The organism is Arthrobacter sp. NPDC093139 (genome assembly GCF_044754165.1).
In the GTDB taxonomy this organism is placed as follows: Bacteria; Actinomycetota; Actinomycetes; order Actinomycetales; family Micrococcaceae; genus Arthrobacter.
The window spans coordinates 136,204-154,457 of sequence record NZ_JBIVOO010000004.1; the positions used below are offsets into that span (position 1 = coordinate 136,204).

An 18,254-nucleotide genomic window follows, 5' to 3' on the forward strand; every position below is an offset into this window, starting at 1 on the left:
CGGAAGGCTACGCCCTCGGTGAACAGCCATCGGGCGGATGATAAAACAGCTACAGCGCGGACTGAAGTCCGGGCTATAGCTGTTCGGTACTGAAACAGTGGAGATGGGTGTGCAGTTTCACGACATAGTTGCGCGCCCACAAACACAAACGCATCATCCTGCTCGCCCGCGGAAACGAGGTAACCGCCGTCGAGCACGGCACCGACGAAATCCTCGCCGAATTCACCATCGACCCCGCCCGCGGCTACCAACCGAAAAAACAAAACACCCCCGGTCCGAAGACCGGGGGTGTCAATGATGTCCCGACACATCCGTAAAGGATGTCCCGCTACATCACAGGGTGGAGATGGGGGGAATTGAACCCCCGTCCGATGTCGTGTTGTCAGGGCTTCTCCGGGCGCAGTTTGCGTCGGATTTTCTCGGCCCCAGCCGTCCTGCAAACAGGCGGCTGATCCGGGCCCAGTCATCTAAGAGTCCCGTTTACCCCGATGACGGGGGCAAACAGCAGTGGCTATCTAAATGACGCCAGGATCCGGGGCGATAGCAACCTCGGGCTGACGGACTGTCTTACTGCTTAGGCAGCAAGAGCGAAGTCAGTGCGCTTAGATTCGGCACTTATTGGTTTGCAGAAAGCGTTTACGAGATAATTCTGCATCCTCGGCCCGCTTCACCTGTCGCGACTAACATCGTCGAAACCGATCATCCCCGTATTTTGTTACCAAACCGGCGGGAAACGGATTCCCACCGGACTACCTATCATAACGCATCCCCGCTGCGGATAATTCCTAGCGGCGGTTGCGTTCCCGCATCACCCGGAGGGCCTCGCGCTTGTCCTGCTGCTCACGGAGCGTCTGGCGCTTGTCGTAGTCCTTCTTGCCGCGGGCAATGCCGATCTCGACCTTGGCGCGGCCGTCGAGGAAATACAGCTGGAGCGGCACCACTGTGAAGCCCGATTCCCTGATCTTGTGGGAAATCTTGATGAGCTCCTCGCGGTGCAGCAGCAGTTTCCGGCGGCGCCGGGCGGCGTGGTTGGTCCAGCTTCCCTGGTTGTACTCAGGAATGTGGATACCCTCCATCCACAGCTCGTCATTGTAGAAGGTGCAGAAGCCGTCGACCATGGAGGCGTGGCCTTCCCGGAGGGACTTCACTTCGGTGCCCATCAGGGCTATGCCTGCCTCATAGGTATCCAGGACATGGTAGTCATGCCGGGCCTTCCGGTTGGTGGCCACTACCTTACGGCCACTTTCTTTCGGCACGGTAGAACTCCTCAGATCTTAGAAATTTGGCTGCCCGGGTGACCCAGGGGACAGTCATTCCAGTGTACGGCAGCGGGCCAGGGCTGCGGATGCCCTGGACCCGCAGTCAGAGCAGGCGCATGGGGTCGACCGCTTCACCGTTCAACCACGTCTCGAAGTGCGAGTGGCAGCCCGTGGAGTTGCCGGTGGTACCCGAATACGCGATCAGCTGGCCCTGGCTGACCTGCTGCCCCACCGACACCACGACGCTCGAGTTGTGGTAGTAGATGGTAGTGAGTGAGTTGCCCTGGACCACGCCGTGGGAGATCTTCACGTTGTTACCGCCACCGTCATCGGCCCATCCTGCGGAGAACACGGTGCCCGCCGCCGGCGCATAAACCGGCGTGCCGCAGGCTGCACCGAAGTCGATGCCGGTGTGCATGTAGCCCCCGGAGCCGTAAAAATCCACAGTGCCTGGAGGCGTTGCCCGCCAGCCGAATCCCGACGTGATCGGAACGCCGTCCGAGAACGGGTGGCGGAGGCCAAAGGCCGACGGCGGACCTGCCACGGGCGGCACGTACGGCTGTATGATCCGGGCACGCGCAGCTGCTTCGGCATCACCGCGGGCACGGGCTTCAGCTTCGGCGCGGGCACGGGCGGCAGCAGCGGCAGCCTCGGCGATGCGTCGCTGTTCAGCCAGCCAGGCTTCGCGCAGCTTCCGGTCCCGCTCGACGATTTCGGCCGCGACGGCCTGCTGCCGGGCCTTGACGGTTGCCAGTTTCTTCTGGATTCCGGGCTTGGCCGCTTCAAGTTCTTTGTTGAGGCGGGCTGTGTCCGCGATGAGCTTATCCACCTTGGCCTTCTTGGCGGCTGCCTCGTCGCGGGCGACCTTTTCCCTGGCCAGCGCCGCATCGGCTTTGGCTTTCAGGTCCTTGATCTCCGCTTCGACGGCCTCCAGGCGGGCCTGGGAATTCACGTTCGTGGCGTTCTGCTGTGTCAGCTTGTCCATGGCGGAGTTCTGGCTGCGCATGGCCTGGTCCGCCAGGTCGATCGTGTCGGTCAGGCTGCCCGTGTTGTTCGAACCGAAGAAAAGGGTCAGGTTCGACGGGACGCCGCCTGATTTGTAGGCCTGCGTGGCGATCTGGCCGATCAGCTTCCTGGTGTTGGCGATCTTCTGCTTGTCCGCGTCGAGCTGCTGGGTGATTTTCGCCTTGTTCTGCTGGGCAAGATCAACGCGGGCAGCCAGGGCCTCCACTTCCTTCACGGCGCTCGCCACGCGGCCTTGGGCCTCGAGCAGTGCCTGCTGGGCGCCGGGCAGCTGGCCACGGAACATGACGAGATCCGCAGCGGCTTTGGAGATCTTGGCATCAACGAACTCGAGGGACTGCTGGACGCGGGACGCTTCGGCCCTGAGGGCGTCCTGCTGGTCTTCCAGGTCACCGGCGAAGGCCGGGGCTGAGGCTCCGAGCCCGGCCGCGAGCACTACCGCGAGGGCGGCGCTGATGAACCTGCGTTGGCTCCCCGCAGGGATGCTCGGCAGGGACCGGCCGGGCTTCGCGATCATGGGGATTCCTTTTAAGTTCATGGACTACACCCTCAAGTATCGGCGGAGTGTCAAGAGCGACGAAGTGCCGGCCAGAACCACGCCCAGTCCGACGAGGGCCGGGGCGAGCAACAGCGTCTGGGCCGGGGAAATGAACGCAGTGTCGGGGTACTGCTTGGACATGTATTCGCCCAGGAAGAAATGGGCCACCGCCCACAGGGTGCCCGATGCCAATGCTGCTCCAATCACCGCAGCGATGACGCCCTCCAGGATGAAGGGCAGCTGGATCACCGTCTTCGACGCGCCCACGAGCCTCATGATGCCGGTCTCGCGACGTCGGCTGAACGCCGAGAGCCGGATTGTGGTGGCAATCAGCAGTATGGCGCAAACCGTCATGACACCCGCGATGATCACTGCAACGAGTGAGGCGGCGTTCATGACCGAAAACAGCCGCTCCAAGACCTGCCGCTGGTCGATCACGGTTTCCACACCCGGCTGGGAGGAGAAGGTCTCACTGATGATCTGGTACTTTTCCGGATCCTTCATATTGATCCGGAAGGAGGCGGGAAGCTGGTCCGGGGTGACGGAGTCGACGATGGGAGAGTTCGAGAACTGTTCCTTGAAATGCTTGTAGGCATCTTCCTTGGACTCAAACTGGAAGTCGTTGATGTACTGGGACACCGCCGGTGACTCAAGGAGCGTCCGTAAGTTGTCCTGCTGCTCGGGTGTCGCTGATCCCGAAGCGCAACCGGCCGCCGTCGAACCTTCACCGCAGAGGAAGATGGCCACCTGGACTTTGTCGTACCAGTAGCCCTTCATCTGGGTGATCTGCAGCTGGAGCATGCCCGCGGCGCCGACGAACGTCAGTGAGACGAAGGTGACCAGGATGACCGAAACCACCATCGACAGGTTCCGCCGCAGGCCGCTGCCGATTTCTCCGAGGATGAACTGGAGCCTCACAGCCTGCCCTCCCCTGCCTCGTCGCGTCCACTGGCGTCCTTGAGCCTGCGGGACTGTCCGACGACGGGAATCATGGACGTATAGAGGGCACGGGCCTCGTCACGGATGACCACGCCGTTATGGAGCTCCACGACGCGCTTGCGCATCTCGTTGACTATGTCGTCATCGTGCGTCGCCATGACCACAGTGGTGCCGTTCTGGTTGATCTTGTCCAGCACGCCCATGATGCCCATGGACGTGGTGGGATCCAGGTTGCCGGTGGGCTCGTCGGCCAGCAGGATGCCGGGCCGGTTGACTACGGCGCGCGCGATTGCGACGCGCTGCTGCTCGCCGCCGGAAAGCTCGTGCGGCATCCGCTTCTCTTTGCCTTCCAGGCCGACGGTCTTGAGGACCTCCGGGACGGTGTCCCGGATGACGCTGCGGCTCTTGCCGATGACCTGCATGGCGAAGGCGACGTTCGCGAACACGTTCTTCTGCGGAAGCAGGCGGAAGTCCTGGAACACGACGCCGATTCCGCGGCGGAGCCTCGGCACCCGCCAGCTTGAGATGTTGGCGACGTTCTGCCCCGCGACGTAGACGGCGCCGGACGTGGCGCGGTCTTCCTTGAGCACCAGGCGCAGGAACGTCGACTTGCCGGATCCGGATGCGCCGACGAGGAAGGCGAATTCACCACGGTCTATTTCAAGGGTGACAGAATCCAGCGCGGGCCGGGTTGTCTGGTCGTAGACCTTGGTGACATTTTCGAAACGGATCATGATCCTATGAACCCTGCAGGGCCTTGATGGCCTGGTCTGCAACCGGTGCGGGGGCTTTCGCTTGGGGAAGGAGAGCTCCGGCTTCTCGACTATACCTAGGGGCAAAGGCGCTCCCGGGGGAGTCAGGAGGGCGTGTCGCGGTATTGGGGCCGAATGTCCGCGGCGGAGCCGGCGGGCCAGTGGAGCTTACTTTTCGGCGTTGCGGTTGTCGGTGCGCCAGCGGATGCCGGCTTCGATGAAGTCGTCGATCGCGCCGTCGAACACTGCCGAGGTGTTGCCGACTTCGTGCTCGGTCCGCAGGTCCTTCACCATTTGGTACGGGTTCAGGACGTAGGAGCGCATCTGGTCGCCCCATGAAGCCTTGACGTCACCGGCGAGCGCCTTCTTCTCGGCGTCTTCCTGCTCCTTTTTGAGCAACAGCAGCCTGGACTGGAGCACGCGGAGGGCTGCGGCACGGTTCTGCAGCTGGGACTTTTCGTTCTGCATGGACACCACGGTGCCTGTGGGGATGTGGGTCAGGCGGACCGCGGAGTCCGTGGTGTTAACGGACTGGCCGCCGGGCCCCGAGGACCTGAAGACATCCACGCGGATCTCGTTATCCGGGATCTCAATGGAGTCGGTCTGCTCGATGAGCGGAATGACCTCCACGGCGGCGAAGGAGGTCTGGCGGCGGCCCTGGTTGTCGAAGGGGCTGATGCGGACAAGCCGGTGGGTGCCGGCTTCGACGCTCAGGGTACCGAAGGCGTACGGCGCGTTGACTTCGAAGGTCGCGGACTTGAGCCCGGCCTCCTCAGCATAGGACGTATCCATGACCGTGGTGGGATAGCCGTGGCGCTCGGCCCAGCGCAGGTACATCCGGAGCAGCATTTCGGCGAAGTCGGCGGCATCCACGCCGCCTGCCCCGGCGCGAATGGTCACCACGGCCTCGCGCTCGTCGTATTCACCGGAGAGCAGCGTGACGACTTCCAGCTCCTCCAGGGATTTGCGGATCGACTCGAGTTCCGCCGCGGCCTCACCCATGGAATCGGCGTCGTCCTCGTCCTGGCCCAGTTCCACCAGGACCTCGAGGTCGTCGATGCGCGAGGCCAGCCTGGTCAATCGCTCGAGTTCGGACTGGCGGTGCGATAGGCGCGACGTGATTGTCTGAGCGGCCGCGGGGTCGTCCCAAAGATTCGGTTCGCCGGCGCGCTCGCTCAGTTCTGCAATGTCTTCCCTCAGCGCCTCGACATTGGTGACGTTTTCAATGGAGGTGTAGGTGGCGCGCAATGCGCGGATCTCTGCAGAAAAATCAATTTGAGCCATGGTGGTTTAAGCCTACGCTATCCGCTTCCTCCGGCCGGACGGTGCACCTACGCCTCTCCCTGCGCATCGGCATCTGCCTTCAGCGCGTGAGCCTGGACCGCGCAGTGGAAGACGCTTCGATCCTTATCCCGTCCGGCACGAGGAAATTCACCACCGGCGGATGGACTGCGGCGCTGAGAACCACGACGGCGGTTGAGCCGTCGGGCGAGCCCGTCGCCGGAGCCACGGTAAGCCCGGAATGGCGCGCAAACGCGCCATTCCGGTTGAGGTAGTCGCTGGCCACGTTCCTGACGCGCTGTCCGCTCAGTGCGGCGCTGGGAGTACCGCCGGCCGTTTCCACCTCGCCCAGGGTGAAGCTGCCGGCAGCAGCAACCGATGCGCCGTCGGCCAAGGACAGGAGCTTCTTGTGCTCGATGTAGAGACTGGATGCGGCCATCACCACGGTGCTGACCAGGAGTGCCAGCATGACAAAGCCAATGACGAGAACGGTTATCTGCCCGTCCTCGGCGACCGCCTTTCCGGACGGGCCTGGGGATGGCGGGCGGCGCGCGCGGCATCTCAACGGAATCTGCCCACGATCTGGGTTGCCGTGGCGTTCAGTTGGCTCGCATTGAGGTGGAACGCGTCACTGAAGGGGACAAACGGCAGGGGGACACTGAGGTGCACGGTTACAGTCACTGCAGAGCCCGCGGCCATGCAGTCGCCGCGGTCGCACCTCACCTCAACGCGGGCGTTTTCGGCGGCATGGCCGTAGTCGGCGAGGGCCATGACGGCCGCCTGCTCTGCTGCCGCCCTGCCGGACGATTCGTCGGGCTGGGCCACGAATACCTTGGCCGCCTGGTCTGCTGCCCCGACCACGGCAAACGAACCTCCCTGTATCTGGCCGACGGTGATGATGAAGTACACGACCGGCACCATGAGGAGCAGCCCCAAAAAGGTGAACTCCACGACTGCACTCCCGCGGTCGCCCTGGTCGTCAGCCGGATACGCCGGCTCAACGCCCAGTCCTTCGCCGGCTCTGTTCCCAGTTGGCTGCGCCACGGGGTGAGGCCGGAGCCTGGGCTCAGTTGTTGATCGCTGCATGTCCACTTACTTCCAGCAAATCGCGCGGACCGATCAACCCGATCACTGGCATCGGCGCCCTGACGGTCACCTCCAGGGCGCGCAGCCCCTGAAACGTGACCTCGCGTGTCTGAATGTCCTGGGCGAAGTCGGCGTTGAGTGCTGTTTGGATGAGCTCACCTGTGCGTTGGCGCGCGTCGGTGACGTTGCGGTCGGCCAAGGTCCCGTACCGGGCGCCCGACGCCGCAGCGTCGATCAGTGTATTCCGGACGTGCAACACGAGCGCGAGCTGGATGATGGCCAGAAAGAACATCGTGAGCAGCCCACCCACCAGGACAAAGTCGACGACCGCAGAACCTCGCTCGCGCTCGGAGCGGGCGGCGGCGACCGGCAACATCGCCTATTTTCCGACCGTGTCCATTGCCTGAGTGAACATGGCCTCAAGCGCCGGTCCGGCCAGTGCCAGCAGAGCAGCCACCAGCACCGCCGACATGAGGGTGATCATGACCCACCCCGGAACGTCTCCCCGCTCGGCGTGATCACGGCTGTGGGGCTCACCGCGGCGGTGTTGCCAGACCGAGGCCGCAGCTCCCCCGACGCGCAGCCCCAGCGCGCGCACGAATGCAATTCCCTGCTTGGCCATGTGTGTCATTTTGATTCCCGTTTCTTTCTTTGAGATGGCGACTATGGGTAAAGGACAACGCGAATTCCGCGAGCGGTCAGAGTAAAAGGCCCGCGGACCACGTCACAGGTTCAAAGTCAGGGCGGCCAGGCCCGGGAACACCGCGAAAACCACGGTGAGCGGCAACACGCCGAAAACAAGGGGAACCATCATCGCGATCTCTTTCTTTCCGGCGGACTCCATTAGGTCGCGTTTTGCGGTGTCCCTGACGTCCTGGGCCTGGGCCCTCAGCACGTCGGCCAAGGGCGTGCCCCTCTCCACTGCGACGATGATTCCGTCGACGAAACGGACGAGCGGCCCGAGATCGGTCCGGGAGGAGAACTCCTGCAGGGCCTCCACGAGGGGCTTTCCGGCACGCGTTTCAGCGAGCACCTTCTCAAACTCCCTGGAGAGTTCCCCGCGGGCGCTTCTGCAAACCCTGTCCAACGCACCGGTGGCGCTCTCCCCCGCGCCAACGGCGAGCGCCATCAGCTCAGCAAGGCTGGGAAACTCAGCCATCATTCGGCCCTCCCGTTTCCTGATCTGCACCCCCAGCCAATAGTCGCGGAACAGGAACCCGCCCGCCGCGCTTCCTGCCGCAAGGACGACGGCCAGCACCGGGCTGAATCTCCCCGCCATGGCACCCAGAGCTATCATCCCGACGGTGGCCACGAAGGCACCCACGGCCCAGAGGAGCTGTTCAGCGCGAAAATGAACCGGCGATTTGCTGATTCCTGCCTGCGCCAGCCTGCGGGCCAAGGCTGAGGACCCCAGGTTGAACTTGCCCAGCTTTGCCAGCCCGTCCCTGATCAGGGGACGCACGATACGCTCGAGCGGCCCGAAGGGCGTGAGATTGTGGTCAGCTGCCCTAAGCAGCCTTGATTCCATATTCTGGGCTTTGAGCTGCGGTTCTATCCGCTCCGCAAAGGAGACGGGCCGCATGAACGGAAGGCGGACCAGAAGTAGCCACAGGCCGGCGCCGAGGAGCAGGCCGCAGGTGATTTCGGCTGCAGGGAGGGTCGTCATCGCAGGACCCTCTCCTCTGCAGGAAGCGCACCAATCCGCAGCATGATCGAGTAGCACACCATGGAAACCACCAGCCCTCCGAGCAGGACTGCCGCACCCATGGGCGTGTTGTAGGCGGCCACTGCCTCCGGGCGGCTCACCAGCAGCACCATGACCAACCAAGGGGCCGCGACGGCGAGCCGGGCTGCGTTGACTGTCCAGGACTGCCGGGCTTCCAGTTCACTCCGGGTTCTGGCACTTTCCCGGAGGAACTCGGCGAGCGTCCCCAAGAGCCTGCCGAGGTCTGAACCGCCCACTTCCCTCGTGAGCCTCAGCGCTTCGATGATGCGATCTGCCACTGGATCAGCAAGACGCTCCTTGAGCTTGTTCAGTGAAGCATCGAACTGGCCACCAGCGCGGTAGTCGGAGCCGAAATCACGAAAGACGTGACGAAGTTCCTCCGGCCCTTTCTCGCCCAACTGGATGAGGGCCTCCGGCAGCGATAGGCCCGCCCGGATCGCGGATCTAAGGTGATCAACAACGTCCGGCCACAGCCGCCGCAAAACCGCAGCCCGCCGTCGGGCGCGCCACCTGACCGCCACGATGGGAAGCCAGGCTCCGAACAGCCCGAAACAACATGAAACCGGCCATGACTTGCTGACGGCAAAGAAGGCCAGCATCACGAAAAGCCCAAGCCCGAGGCAACTGCCGACGAGACCGGTGCCCGTCACTTTTTCAACCCCGGCCGCAAGCAGCAGGTCGTGGAGGCGACTGGCCCGCGGTTCCTGCCTGACGCTTTCCGGTTGTTCCCAGGCCGACCACCAGATGAGAAAGAGGCCCGCCCCTACCAGCACGCCAAGCAGCGGGGCCATCAGCGCGACTCCAGTAGTGCCGCAACGTCGTAACCCGACCGAGCGAACTTTTCCGGCGCGGGCATCGAGCTGGCTTTCGGCTGCAGCTGTCCGTCGACAAGGGAAAAGACCATGGACGATTCGATGACGCCGTTCTCGACCCTCTTTCCCAGGGACAGGATCTCAGTCACCCGCCTGCGGCCGTTCGCCTGCCGGCTGCAATGGACCACAAGGTCGATGCAGGAGGCGACGGTGGGCACAACGAACGCACTGGAAATGTTGTCCCCCGCCAGCAGCGGCAGGGTGCAGATCTTCGTCACGGCATCATGGGCCGAATTCGCATGGACCGTGCACATTCCGGGAAGGCCCGAATTCAAGGCGATGAGCATGTCGAGGCTTTCGGCTTCCCGCACCTCTCCAACCACCAGGCGGTCCGGGCGCATCCGCAGCGCCTCTTTGACCAGCCGGCGCAACGGAATCTCCCCCTCGCCTTCGAGGTTGGGCTGGCGACATTGAAGTCCCACCACGTCACGCAGCGGAAACTGCAGCTCAAAGATTTCCTCCACCGTGATGACCCGCTCGCGGCTGCCGATGCTGGCGGCAAGGCAATTCAGCATGGTGGTCTTGCCTGCCTGGGTGGCTCCCGAAACCAGGATGTTGAGTCCGCTGGCCACGGCGGCTCCGAGGAACCGGGCAGACTGCGGTGTCAGGGTTCCGAGGTCGACGAGGTGCTCGAGACGGCTCGCCTTGACGACGAACTTGCGGATGTTTATGGCCCAGTGGCGCTTGGTCACGTCAGGGATGACCACGTGCAGCCGGGAGCCGTCCGGCAGCGCTGCGTCGACAAACGGCGAGGACATGTCGAGGCGCCGTCCCGAGCTTTTGAGCATCCGCTCCACCAGGTCGCGCACCTGTTGGTCGGTGAGGCTGAGCGACGTGAGTTCGGATTCGCCGTTGCGGGCCACGTAGACCTCGTTTGGCGCGTTGATCCAGATTTCCTCGATGCCTGGATCGTCGAGCAGCGGCTGGAGGACGCCGAAGCCCGCCACGGCGTCAAAGACGAACCGTCGCGCGGTGTCAGCCGAGCCAAGCGGAGGCAGCGGACCCATCAGGGCGCGTTCGTCGTAGTCGCTGACGGCCGCGTCAACGAGCCGCCTGACCTCCCCTGCCTGCCGGAGTGGGTCCAGTCCGCGCCGACGGATGAGCTCCCGAACTTCGTCCTCGACGATCCGCACAGCATCCATGAAGTCCCCCATACGCCTGCCACCCCCAGCGGAGGCAGTGCAATTGGGTTAAAGCTAAGGGATGCGGATCACGAGGCATAGTCCAGCGGGCCAAGTTGTGGATAAGTGAGGGCACGCCCCGGATCCGGGGCTACGCTTCCCCTGCGTAGCCGTAAGGGTTGGAGCTTTGCCAGCGCCAGTGGTCTTCACACATCTGCGCAAGATCCCGGTGTGCGGACCAGCCCAGATCCGCGAGGGCGGCGGAGGCGTCCGCGTAGCTGACGGCTGCATCGCCGGGGCGCCGCGGTGCGAACTCGTACGGAATCGGGTGCCCGGCCGCAGCCCCGAACGCTTCGATGACTTCCAGCACGGACGAGCCGCGGCCGGTGCCTAGGTTCCAGCGGAAGGAACCGGTCTTGGTTTCCAGGTAGCGGAGGGCGGCGAGGTGGCCAGCCGCGAGGTCCATCACATGGATGTAGTCACGGACGCCCGTGCCGTCCGGTGTGGGGTAGTCGTTGCCGAACACCATGACCTTCTCCCGCCGGCCCACAGCCACCTGGGCAACGAACGGCAGCAAATTGTTGGGGATGCCGCGCGGGTCTTCCCCGATGCGTCCCGACTCGTGCGCGCCGACGGGGTTGAAGTAGCGGAGCAACGCGATGCTCCACCGTGGATCCGCGTCGCTCAGGTCAGAGAGGATGTCCTCGATCTGTTCCTTGGTGCGGCCGTAGGGGTTGGTGGCGTCCAGGGGTGACTTTTCAATCAGGGGAACGTGCTCTGAGGCGCCGTACACCGTCGCGGACGAACTGAACACCAGCCGGCGCACGCCGGCCTTCTCCATGCTCTCCAGCAGGTTGAGCGTGCCGACGACGTTGTTCTTGTAGTACCACAGCGGCTTCTCGACCGACTCCCCCACGGCCTTCAGCCCGGCGAAGTGGATGACGGCGTCGAAGCCGCCTTCCGCAAAAACGGCATCGACAGCATCGGCGTCCAACAGGTCGCCTTCCCGGAATGCCACTTTCTTGCCCGTGAGCTCTTCCACGCGATGTACGGCCTCGACACTGGAATTCATGAGGTTGTCGAGCACCACAACCTCATGTCCGTCCTCGAGCAGACAAAGTACGGTGTGCGATCCGATGTACCCGGCTCCGCCGGTGACCAAAACCTTCATGGCCCCCAGTCTAAGACAGCCAGCTCCTGCCGCTTGTCTGTGACGGGGTCGAGGGGGCACACCTGCCCCTTTCCCTGGCGCCTCAGCACGATCAGATGCCACATTGCGACCAAGCGTCACAGAGCGAACAGCATGCACAACAGACCCAGTCGTCACTTCTTTACCACAAATGCTAGGATTGATGCGAACATCGCTGCAGGTGTGAAGAGGGCTCAGCTCGGGGGAAGTCCAGCATCTGGGGCCACTTCGGCCCGCAGCTTCAGGCTGGGGGTAGAACAATGATCCGTTCCACGAAATGCATGGAGTCCGCAGTGCTTGCGGGAGCCAGACGCTTAGGCCGCTTGGGCATCTCCACGCTGCTGTGCGCAATGCTGTGCATCGGCGGTGTCCTCCCCGCCCAAGCCGCCCCGGGCCCGGAAACAGAACCCTCGAGCGGCGGCACCAATGCTCCGGCCGCGGCCACGGATGAAACCACGGCAACAGATGGAACCGCCGCATCTGCCGGCACCACCGCACCGGCCGAAGAACCCGGGGCCCCAGCCATAGACATGGATTCGCTCCGGGCTGAAATGGGACAACACGGCTCCTACATGGGCCAGGGCGCCAAGACCCGTGCCGCCAGCTACGAGAGGCAATTCGAGCGGCAAAACGGCACGCGGTCGGCAGACGCTCTGTCCATGGAAGCAACCAACACCTGGATGGCACCGGGCATTCAGGGCCTGGATGTCAGCAGCCACCAGCCGACGGTCAACTGGCCTGCCCAATACAACATGGGCGCCCGGTTCGCGTACGTCAAGGCGACCGAGGGAACCACTTACCGGAACCCGGTGTTCGGGTCCCAGTATGCGGGTGCGTCGAGTGCGAGGCTTATCCGCGGCGCCTACCACTTCGCGCTCCCGAACGTTTCCAGCGCAGCGGAGCAGGCAAACTATTTCGTCAACAACGGCGGGGGCTGGACCGCGGATGGCAAAACCATGCCGCCCCTCCTCGACATCGAATACAACCCGTACGCATCGCTCGGCAATTCCTGCTACAACATGAGCCAGGCGGCGATGGTCAGCTGGATCAAAGCCTTCTCCAATCAGGTTCTGGCGCGGACCGGGCGCCTTCCGATGATCTACACCACCACGGACTGGTGGAAAACATGCACGGGAAACTCGTCGGCATTCTCCCGGCAGCCGCTGCATCTTGCCGCATACTCCCGGTACGTTGGCGCCATGCCCAACGGCTGGGCGACATACAGCGTCTGGCAGTACAGCGCCACGGGTCCATTCGCCGGCGATTCCAACGCCTGGAACGGCACGCTGGCCACGCTGCAGAAATTCGCATCGACAGCAGACGGCGCAATACCTGCTCCCTCCATAACATCGCTCGGGGACGTTGTGGCCGTGGACAGTTCAGGAATCCTGTGGGATTACCCCGCGACGGGAAACGGCACGCTCAAGCCCAGGAGGCAGATCGGAAGAGGCTGGACAGATGTCCGGTCCGTCAACGCGATCGACTGGAACGCCGACGGCGTCCTTGATCTCGTTGCCCAGTGGACGTCCGGCCGGGTCAATGTCTACCTCGGCGTAGCTGCAGGCGGATTTACCACGGGACCTGTTCTCGCGGCATCCGGCTGGAGCAAGTACCAACTGACCATCGGCTATTGGCTGCGAGGCAGCTACTTCCCCCACATCATCACCCGCGACGACTCCGGCGTCCTGAGGCTCTGGCGGAACAGCTCAGGCGGTGGACTCGGAGCAGCATCCACGATCGGCAACGGTTGGAGCAAGATCAACCTGACAATGATCGATTTTGACGGCGACGGCAATCAGGACATCCTGGGCCAGGACCCGGCCGGAACGCTTCGCCTGTACCGTTCCGGCGGAAATGGCGCCTTCGTGGCAGAGCCTCGAAAGGTGCTGGGCGGCGGCTGGCACAAGATGACGAGCGTCACCGTCACCACCAATTTCAAGGGTTCCGGGACAAACGGCCTCATGGCGAGGAGTTCCGCCGGCCAGCTTACCTACTATCCTGTTCCGGGAAACTCAACCTGGGGAGCGCCGGCGTCCATCGGTTCTGGCTGGAACGGCTACCTCATCGCCGGCGGTGAGAACATCAACCTCGAGGTTGCCCCGCCACCCGCCCAGGCGACGCCCTCGATCCAGGCCTCCACCGACGTCGTCACGGTAGATACCGCGGGTGACCTCTACCGTCATGCAACCGGCACGGGCACCATCGGCGCCGGAACCAAGATCGGTGCAGGGTTTACGGGTCTCGCCTCCACCCACGTTACGGACTGGAATGCAGACGGGCTCTACGATTTGGCAACAGTCAGCACCGGCGGGGCCCTGAATGTCCATTTCGCCCAGCCGGCCGGAGGCTTCGCAGCCCCGGTCCAGGTGCTCTCCGGGCTGACAGGTGCCGTCGTCACTATCGGGCCCTGGCAACGGGCAGCAAAATACCCCGGCGTCATAGTCCGCGGGGAAAATGGCACGCTCCAGTACTATCCAAACGATGCCGGCAGAATGCTTGGCCAACCAAGCGTTGCCGGGTCAGGCTTCGTCCGCATGCACATTGTGATGACAGATGCGGACGGTGACGGTAACAAGGACATCGCTGCCGTGGACCACGCTGGGGTGATGCGGATTTACCGCTCCAACGGGACAGGCTCCTTCATCGATGAGGCCCGGACCGTCATGGGTTCCGGCTGGAACACCATGAGCAGTATCAGCCCGGCCCGGGCTTTTGCCTCGGCTACATCCAATGGCCTGCTCGCCCGGGACCGCTCAGGGCAGTTGTTTTACTATCCACTTGTTGCAGCCAAGTTCGGGACGCGGAGTTCTCAAGCCGGTAACTGGAACGATCGCTTGATATCCGGAAGCGCCAACCTCGTCGCCAGGCCCTCGCTGAACGGCACCTCTGACATCCTCACGATAGATGCCCAAGGAAAGCTCTGGAACAATCCGGCACGCGGCAGTGGGTCGGCGGCCAGCGCCTATCTGATCGGCGCCGGCTGGTCCGGCATCAAATCCCTGCATGTAGTCGACTGGAACTCCGACGGCGTCGCAGATGTGCTGGCGCAGCGCACTTCGGGTTCCTTGGCTGTCTACTTGGGCGGGGCGGCTGGAGGCTTCGCTGGCCCTCAAACGCTCGCGGCCGGCGGCTTTGCCCAGACGAACATCGTTGCGGGCCCCTGGTTGAAATCCGGCACCTACCCGGGGCTGGTGGGCTATGGAGCTGACGGGGTCCTCCACTACTGGGGCAACAGATCGGGCACCGTCCTTGACGCGCCTGTAAAGATCGGCCGCGGCTGGAACTCACTGTCGTTGGCCATGATTGACTTCGACGCCGACGGCAACCAGGATCTGCTGGCCGTCGACCCGTACGGGGCCATGCGGCTGTACCGCTCCAACGGTCAGCAGGCCTTCATTGCGGAACCCCGGAGGGTCGTCGGGGCGGGCTGGCAGTCGTTCCGGCAGTATTCCGGAACGACGGGTCTTGGCGGCAGCGGGACGACGGGACTGGTTGCCGTTCATCCTTCGGGACTCACGTATTACTACCCCGTGCTGCCCGGGGGCACCTGGGGTGCCCGCACGCAGTCAGCGGTACTCGGCCCAGCCACGACCGTGTCGATGACAACGCCCTCCAAAAGGTAGCTCGCAGCCGTCAGCTGACGGCTACCTGGTTGGCAGTGACAGGACAAGCGGGCCGGCTGTTGCCGGCCCGCCGCACTGTGCACTTCCTCCGACGCGGGTCCACGCCAGATCCACGCCGCGTTCGGCAAGCAGCTCTCCGCTGGCGGACAACGCGCGTAGGGTAGCCCGTTTCGGGGCGGTCATGACGGCGCTGAACTGCCAAGTGCGCTCATCGACTTTCCTGCCGACATAAGGCCTGTATTTTGATGCTGCTACTGCAGGTGTTCCCGTAGTTGCCGGCACACCGGGCTCTGCCTGGCCCGGCGCCAGGGACGCCTCCGGGGTGACGGTCGCTTTCGGAGCGGTGCTCGGCTTTGGAGCAGGTATGGAGCAACTTCCGTCTGCGCAGAATTCGACCGTGCCCACGGTTTCTACTGGACCTTCGAGGATCACAGTGGCCGAGTTGCTCCACCCGATGGCCGGGCAGGGAGTGGGAACGGAGCAGCCTACTGTTCCGGAGGTGACCATCAGGATCAACAGCACGCTCTTCACGGACTCATCATGACAGGTGCGGCGAAAGGGGTGCCTGCCTCCGCCAGTTTTCAAACATGACGGTGGCCCGCGCCCTTTCTATCGCAAGGAACGTTCGATGACATCCTCCAAATACGGGGCCAGGGTCCGCGCGTAGGTCGACGTCATGTGGTGGCCGTCAAAATAGACCACGACGTTGCCGATGACGCTCTGGCAGTGCCCGCTGGAACAGAAGTATTTGTCCATGTTCGCGGTGGCGATGGTCGGAAGTTTCAGCTTGGTCGCAGCTTGGGTGAGAGGGTCCGGCTGGTGCCACTGTCCGACAGTTCCGGAGCAGGCCGCGTAGTCAGGCTCATGGAGCGAAAGGCAGTCCGGCACGGATCCCATGGTGGCCTGGGGGTTGGGAGTGTCCTTGAGTACCAGTACGCGGGTGCCCGCCGCGGCCCACTTCTTCAGGTAGCTTTCATATCCTGCGGCGGCGGCTGCGAGGTTGCCGGCACCACCGGGTGCCCCGTCCACCGGCCGGGCGACCCGTTCTGAAGTTACGACGAGATCGTAGGCGTCACCGGACGTCTCCCGAAGAACCCATTTTCCCCACTCCGCACAACCTGCCCCGGCCTCAGCCGTCGAGAACTTCAATCTGGCGTCGGTGGCGTTGCAGGCAGAAGCAAGATAGGTCGTAATCGTCCAGCCACGCTCATCTGCGAGGGTCTGAAGGGCCGGCAGCCAGTGGCCCGCGTGCGAGTTTCCAACCAGTGCCACGCGCGTCGGTCCTGATCCGTAGGTGCATACCGGATGTTCTTTGAAAGTCGGTTCGAAGGACCAGCAATTGTCAGCGTAAGCGTCAGATTTGTCGTTGATGGCGGCTTCAGGAGCCGGGGTGACCGGTCCGCTGGGTTCAGCCGAACAGCCCGCTGCAGCGTTTGCCAGCGCAGCTGCACCGAAGCATTGGTTTCCTTCTTGCGAAAGGGCTGCCACCTGGCCGGCCGATACGTCGCTGCGGTGCCGGACTTCAGCTATCTGTGCCGCCCCCAGCAGAACAACAACTGCCATGCCAGCCGCTGCCGCCAGAAAAGTGGTGCTGAGCTTCTGGCCGCGCGGGGCAGTACGGAAGCGATCCTCAACGAACTTCTTGGTCAGCCAGGACAAAACCAGTGTGAGGGCCAGGATGAGGCACTTGTCCCACAGGCTGAGGCTTCCTCCGCTGACATAGGGCACCAGAACGATCAGCGGCCAGTGCCACAGGTAAACCGAGTAGGACAGGTCCCCCAGCACCCGAACCGGCCGCTGCTGAAGGATCGAGGTTGGGGAATGCCGCTGCTGGGCATCAGCCCAGATGACAGCCGCCGTCCCAGCCACCGGAAGAAGGGCGGTGTAGCTGGGAAATGGCGTGCTGCCGGTATACAGGACTCCGGCGGCCACGATGGCCGCCATGCCGGCCCATGCAAGCAGCGAGTCCCGGGCGCGGGCCTCCCCCGCCGTTCGCGAGGCGGCGAACGTTGCGACGAGGCCGCCGGCGGCCAGTTCCCACATGCGCGTTGGGGTGACGAAGTAGGCGCTGGCGGGCGTCACGGCGGTTGCATAGATGGAGTAGGCCAGGGAAACGGCGAAGATTCCGCCAACAAGTATTTGTGCCGAGGTCGTCCGGCTCCACCCCAGCCGGGCGGCGAGCCAGAAGGCTGCAAAAAACAGGATGGGCCAGACCAGGTAGAACTGTTCCTCTACCGACAGGGACCAGAAATGCTGTACCGAGGAGGCGGCGTTTTCCGCAGCAAGATAGTCCACGGAACCGGCGGCCAGGGTCCAGTTCTGGACATACAGTGCTGAGGAGATGATTTGGGTGGCGGTGTCTTCCCAGCGCGATGAAGGCGCAACAATCCGTGTTGCAACGGCCGACACCCCAAGGACGAGCAACGACGCGGGAAGAAGGCGTCGCACGCGGCGCCGCCAAAAAGCTACCAGGTCACGGCCACTCAAGGGGGGACTGGAGAGGATATGCGAGGTGATCAGGAAGCCCGAAATAACAAAGAAAACGTCCACACCCACGAAACCGCCCGTCAACCGGTTCGGCCACAGGTGGTAGACGACAACCATGCCCACCGCCAGGGCCCTGAGCCCCTGGATATCAGCGCGGATTCGTCCCGGGGAGCCCGCGGCCTTACCGGACTTGGAACCCGCTGCAGGATCGGCTCGCTGGAGCGTTGCGGGGTCTGCGGTCACGTGGGAAGCTCCTACTTTTCGGGTCGGGGCGGCAGTTTTCGGCCAAGGCAATCCCGTCTACGATACCCGGTGAGACCCCGCCCCCGCATTTCCGGCGGCGGCGCGGGCACCCGGG

Annotated in this window: 17 protein-coding genes and 1 other RNA gene; 3 read left to right on the plus strand and 15 right to left on the minus strand. The window is 63.7% G+C overall.

The features are described 5' to 3' along the window. The first annotated feature begins 128 nt into the window (after positions 1-128). Positions 129-317: a hypothetical protein gene (locus tag ACIP90_RS08525; RefSeq protein ID WP_400578531.1), complete on the plus strand. Its 189-nt coding sequence runs from the start codon at positions 129-131 to the stop codon at positions 315-317. Between the two features lie 21 nt (positions 318-338). Here the strand turns inward: ACIP90_RS08525 and ssrA are convergent. From ssrA to galE, 14 genes are all read right to left on the minus strand, one after another. Beyond that, positions 339-707, minus strand: a transfer-messenger RNA (tmRNA) gene (ssrA, locus tag ACIP90_RS08530). Positions 708-785: 78 nt separating this feature from the next. Then, a complete protein-coding gene (smpB, locus tag ACIP90_RS08535) occupies positions 786-1,256 on the minus strand; it encodes an SsrA-binding protein SmpB (protein ID WP_400478720.1) in 471 nt (156 codons plus the stop codon). 106 nt (positions 1,257-1,362) lie between these two features. After that, positions 1,363-2,799, minus strand: coding sequence for a peptidoglycan DD-metalloendopeptidase family protein (locus ACIP90_RS08540; RefSeq protein WP_400578532.1), 1,437 nt, complete (start codon positions 2,797-2,799; stop codon positions 1,363-1,365). 24 nt (positions 2,800-2,823) lie between these two features. Beyond that, the gene (ftsX, locus tag ACIP90_RS08545; RefSeq protein ID WP_400578534.1) at positions 2,824-3,738 is read right to left on the minus strand and encodes a permease-like cell division protein FtsX; all 915 of its coding nucleotides are present in this window, start codon (positions 3,736-3,738) and stop codon (positions 2,824-2,826) included. After that, positions 3,735-4,493: a cell division ATP-binding protein FtsE gene (ftsE, locus tag ACIP90_RS08550; RefSeq protein WP_400578535.1), complete on the minus strand. Its 759-nt coding sequence runs from the start codon at positions 4,491-4,493 to the stop codon at positions 3,735-3,737. Before ftsE ends, ftsX begins: the two co-directional genes overlap by 4 nt. A 186-nt stretch (positions 4,494-4,679) precedes the next feature. Beyond that, a complete protein-coding gene (gene prfB / locus ACIP90_RS08555; RefSeq protein WP_400578537.1) occupies positions 4,680-5,795 on the minus strand; it encodes a peptide chain release factor 2 in 1,116 nt (371 codons plus the stop codon). Between the two features lie 79 nt (positions 5,796-5,874). Next, positions 5,875-6,288 carry a pilus assembly protein TadG-related protein gene (locus tag ACIP90_RS08560; RefSeq protein WP_400578920.1) on the minus strand — a complete coding sequence of 138 codons (414 nt, stop codon included), beginning with the start codon at positions 6,286-6,288 and terminating at the stop codon, positions 5,875-5,877. 65 nt (positions 6,289-6,353) lie between these two features. Next, entirely contained in the window at positions 6,354-6,800 is a 447-nt protein-coding gene (locus ACIP90_RS08565; protein ID WP_400578922.1) for a hypothetical protein, read from the minus strand. Between the two features lie 58 nt (positions 6,801-6,858). Continuing rightward, the gene (locus ACIP90_RS08570) at positions 6,859-7,254 is read right to left on the minus strand and encodes a TadE family protein (RefSeq protein WP_400578539.1); all 396 of its coding nucleotides are present in this window, start codon (positions 7,252-7,254) and stop codon (positions 6,859-6,861) included. A 3-nt stretch (positions 7,255-7,257) separates the two neighbouring features. Then, positions 7,258-7,500, minus strand: coding sequence for a hypothetical protein (locus ACIP90_RS08575; protein WP_400578541.1), 243 nt, complete (start codon positions 7,498-7,500; stop codon positions 7,258-7,260). Between the two features lie 102 nt (positions 7,501-7,602). Then, entirely contained in the window at positions 7,603-8,544 is a 942-nt protein-coding gene (locus ACIP90_RS08580) for a type II secretion system F family protein (protein ID WP_400578543.1), read from the minus strand. After that, positions 8,541-9,395, minus strand: coding sequence for a type II secretion system F family protein (locus ACIP90_RS08585; RefSeq protein ID WP_400578544.1), 855 nt, complete (start codon positions 9,393-9,395; stop codon positions 8,541-8,543). Before ACIP90_RS08585 ends, ACIP90_RS08580 begins: the two co-directional genes overlap by 4 nt. Continuing rightward, a complete protein-coding gene (locus tag ACIP90_RS08590) occupies positions 9,395-10,618 on the minus strand; it encodes a CpaF family protein (RefSeq protein WP_400578546.1) in 1,224 nt (407 codons plus the stop codon). Before ACIP90_RS08590 ends, ACIP90_RS08585 begins: the two co-directional genes overlap by 1 nt. 130 nt (positions 10,619-10,748) lie before the next feature. Next, a complete protein-coding gene (gene galE / locus ACIP90_RS08595; RefSeq protein WP_400578548.1) occupies positions 10,749-11,768 on the minus strand; it encodes a UDP-glucose 4-epimerase GalE in 1,020 nt (339 codons plus the stop codon). A gap of 299 nt (positions 11,769-12,067) precedes the next feature. On the opposite strand from galE, the gene ACIP90_RS08600 reads away from it, so the two are divergent. After that, positions 12,068-15,409 (plus strand): GH25 family lysozyme, encoded by a 3,342-nt coding sequence (locus ACIP90_RS08600; RefSeq protein WP_400578550.1) that lies wholly within the window; start codon positions 12,068-12,070, stop codon positions 15,407-15,409. Between the two features lie 397 nt (positions 15,410-15,806). After that, the gene (locus tag ACIP90_RS08605; protein ID WP_400578552.1) at positions 15,807-15,953 is read left to right on the plus strand and encodes a hypothetical protein; all 147 of its coding nucleotides are present in this window, start codon (positions 15,807-15,809) and stop codon (positions 15,951-15,953) included. Positions 15,954-16,018: 65 nt separating this feature from the next. Here the strand turns inward: ACIP90_RS08605 and ACIP90_RS08610 are convergent, their stop codons facing one another. Continuing rightward, positions 16,019-18,139, minus strand: a complete 2,121-nt coding sequence (locus tag ACIP90_RS08610) for an acyltransferase family protein (protein WP_400578553.1) — start codon at positions 18,137-18,139, stop codon at positions 16,019-16,021. Positions 18,140-18,254 lie beyond the last annotated feature (115 nt).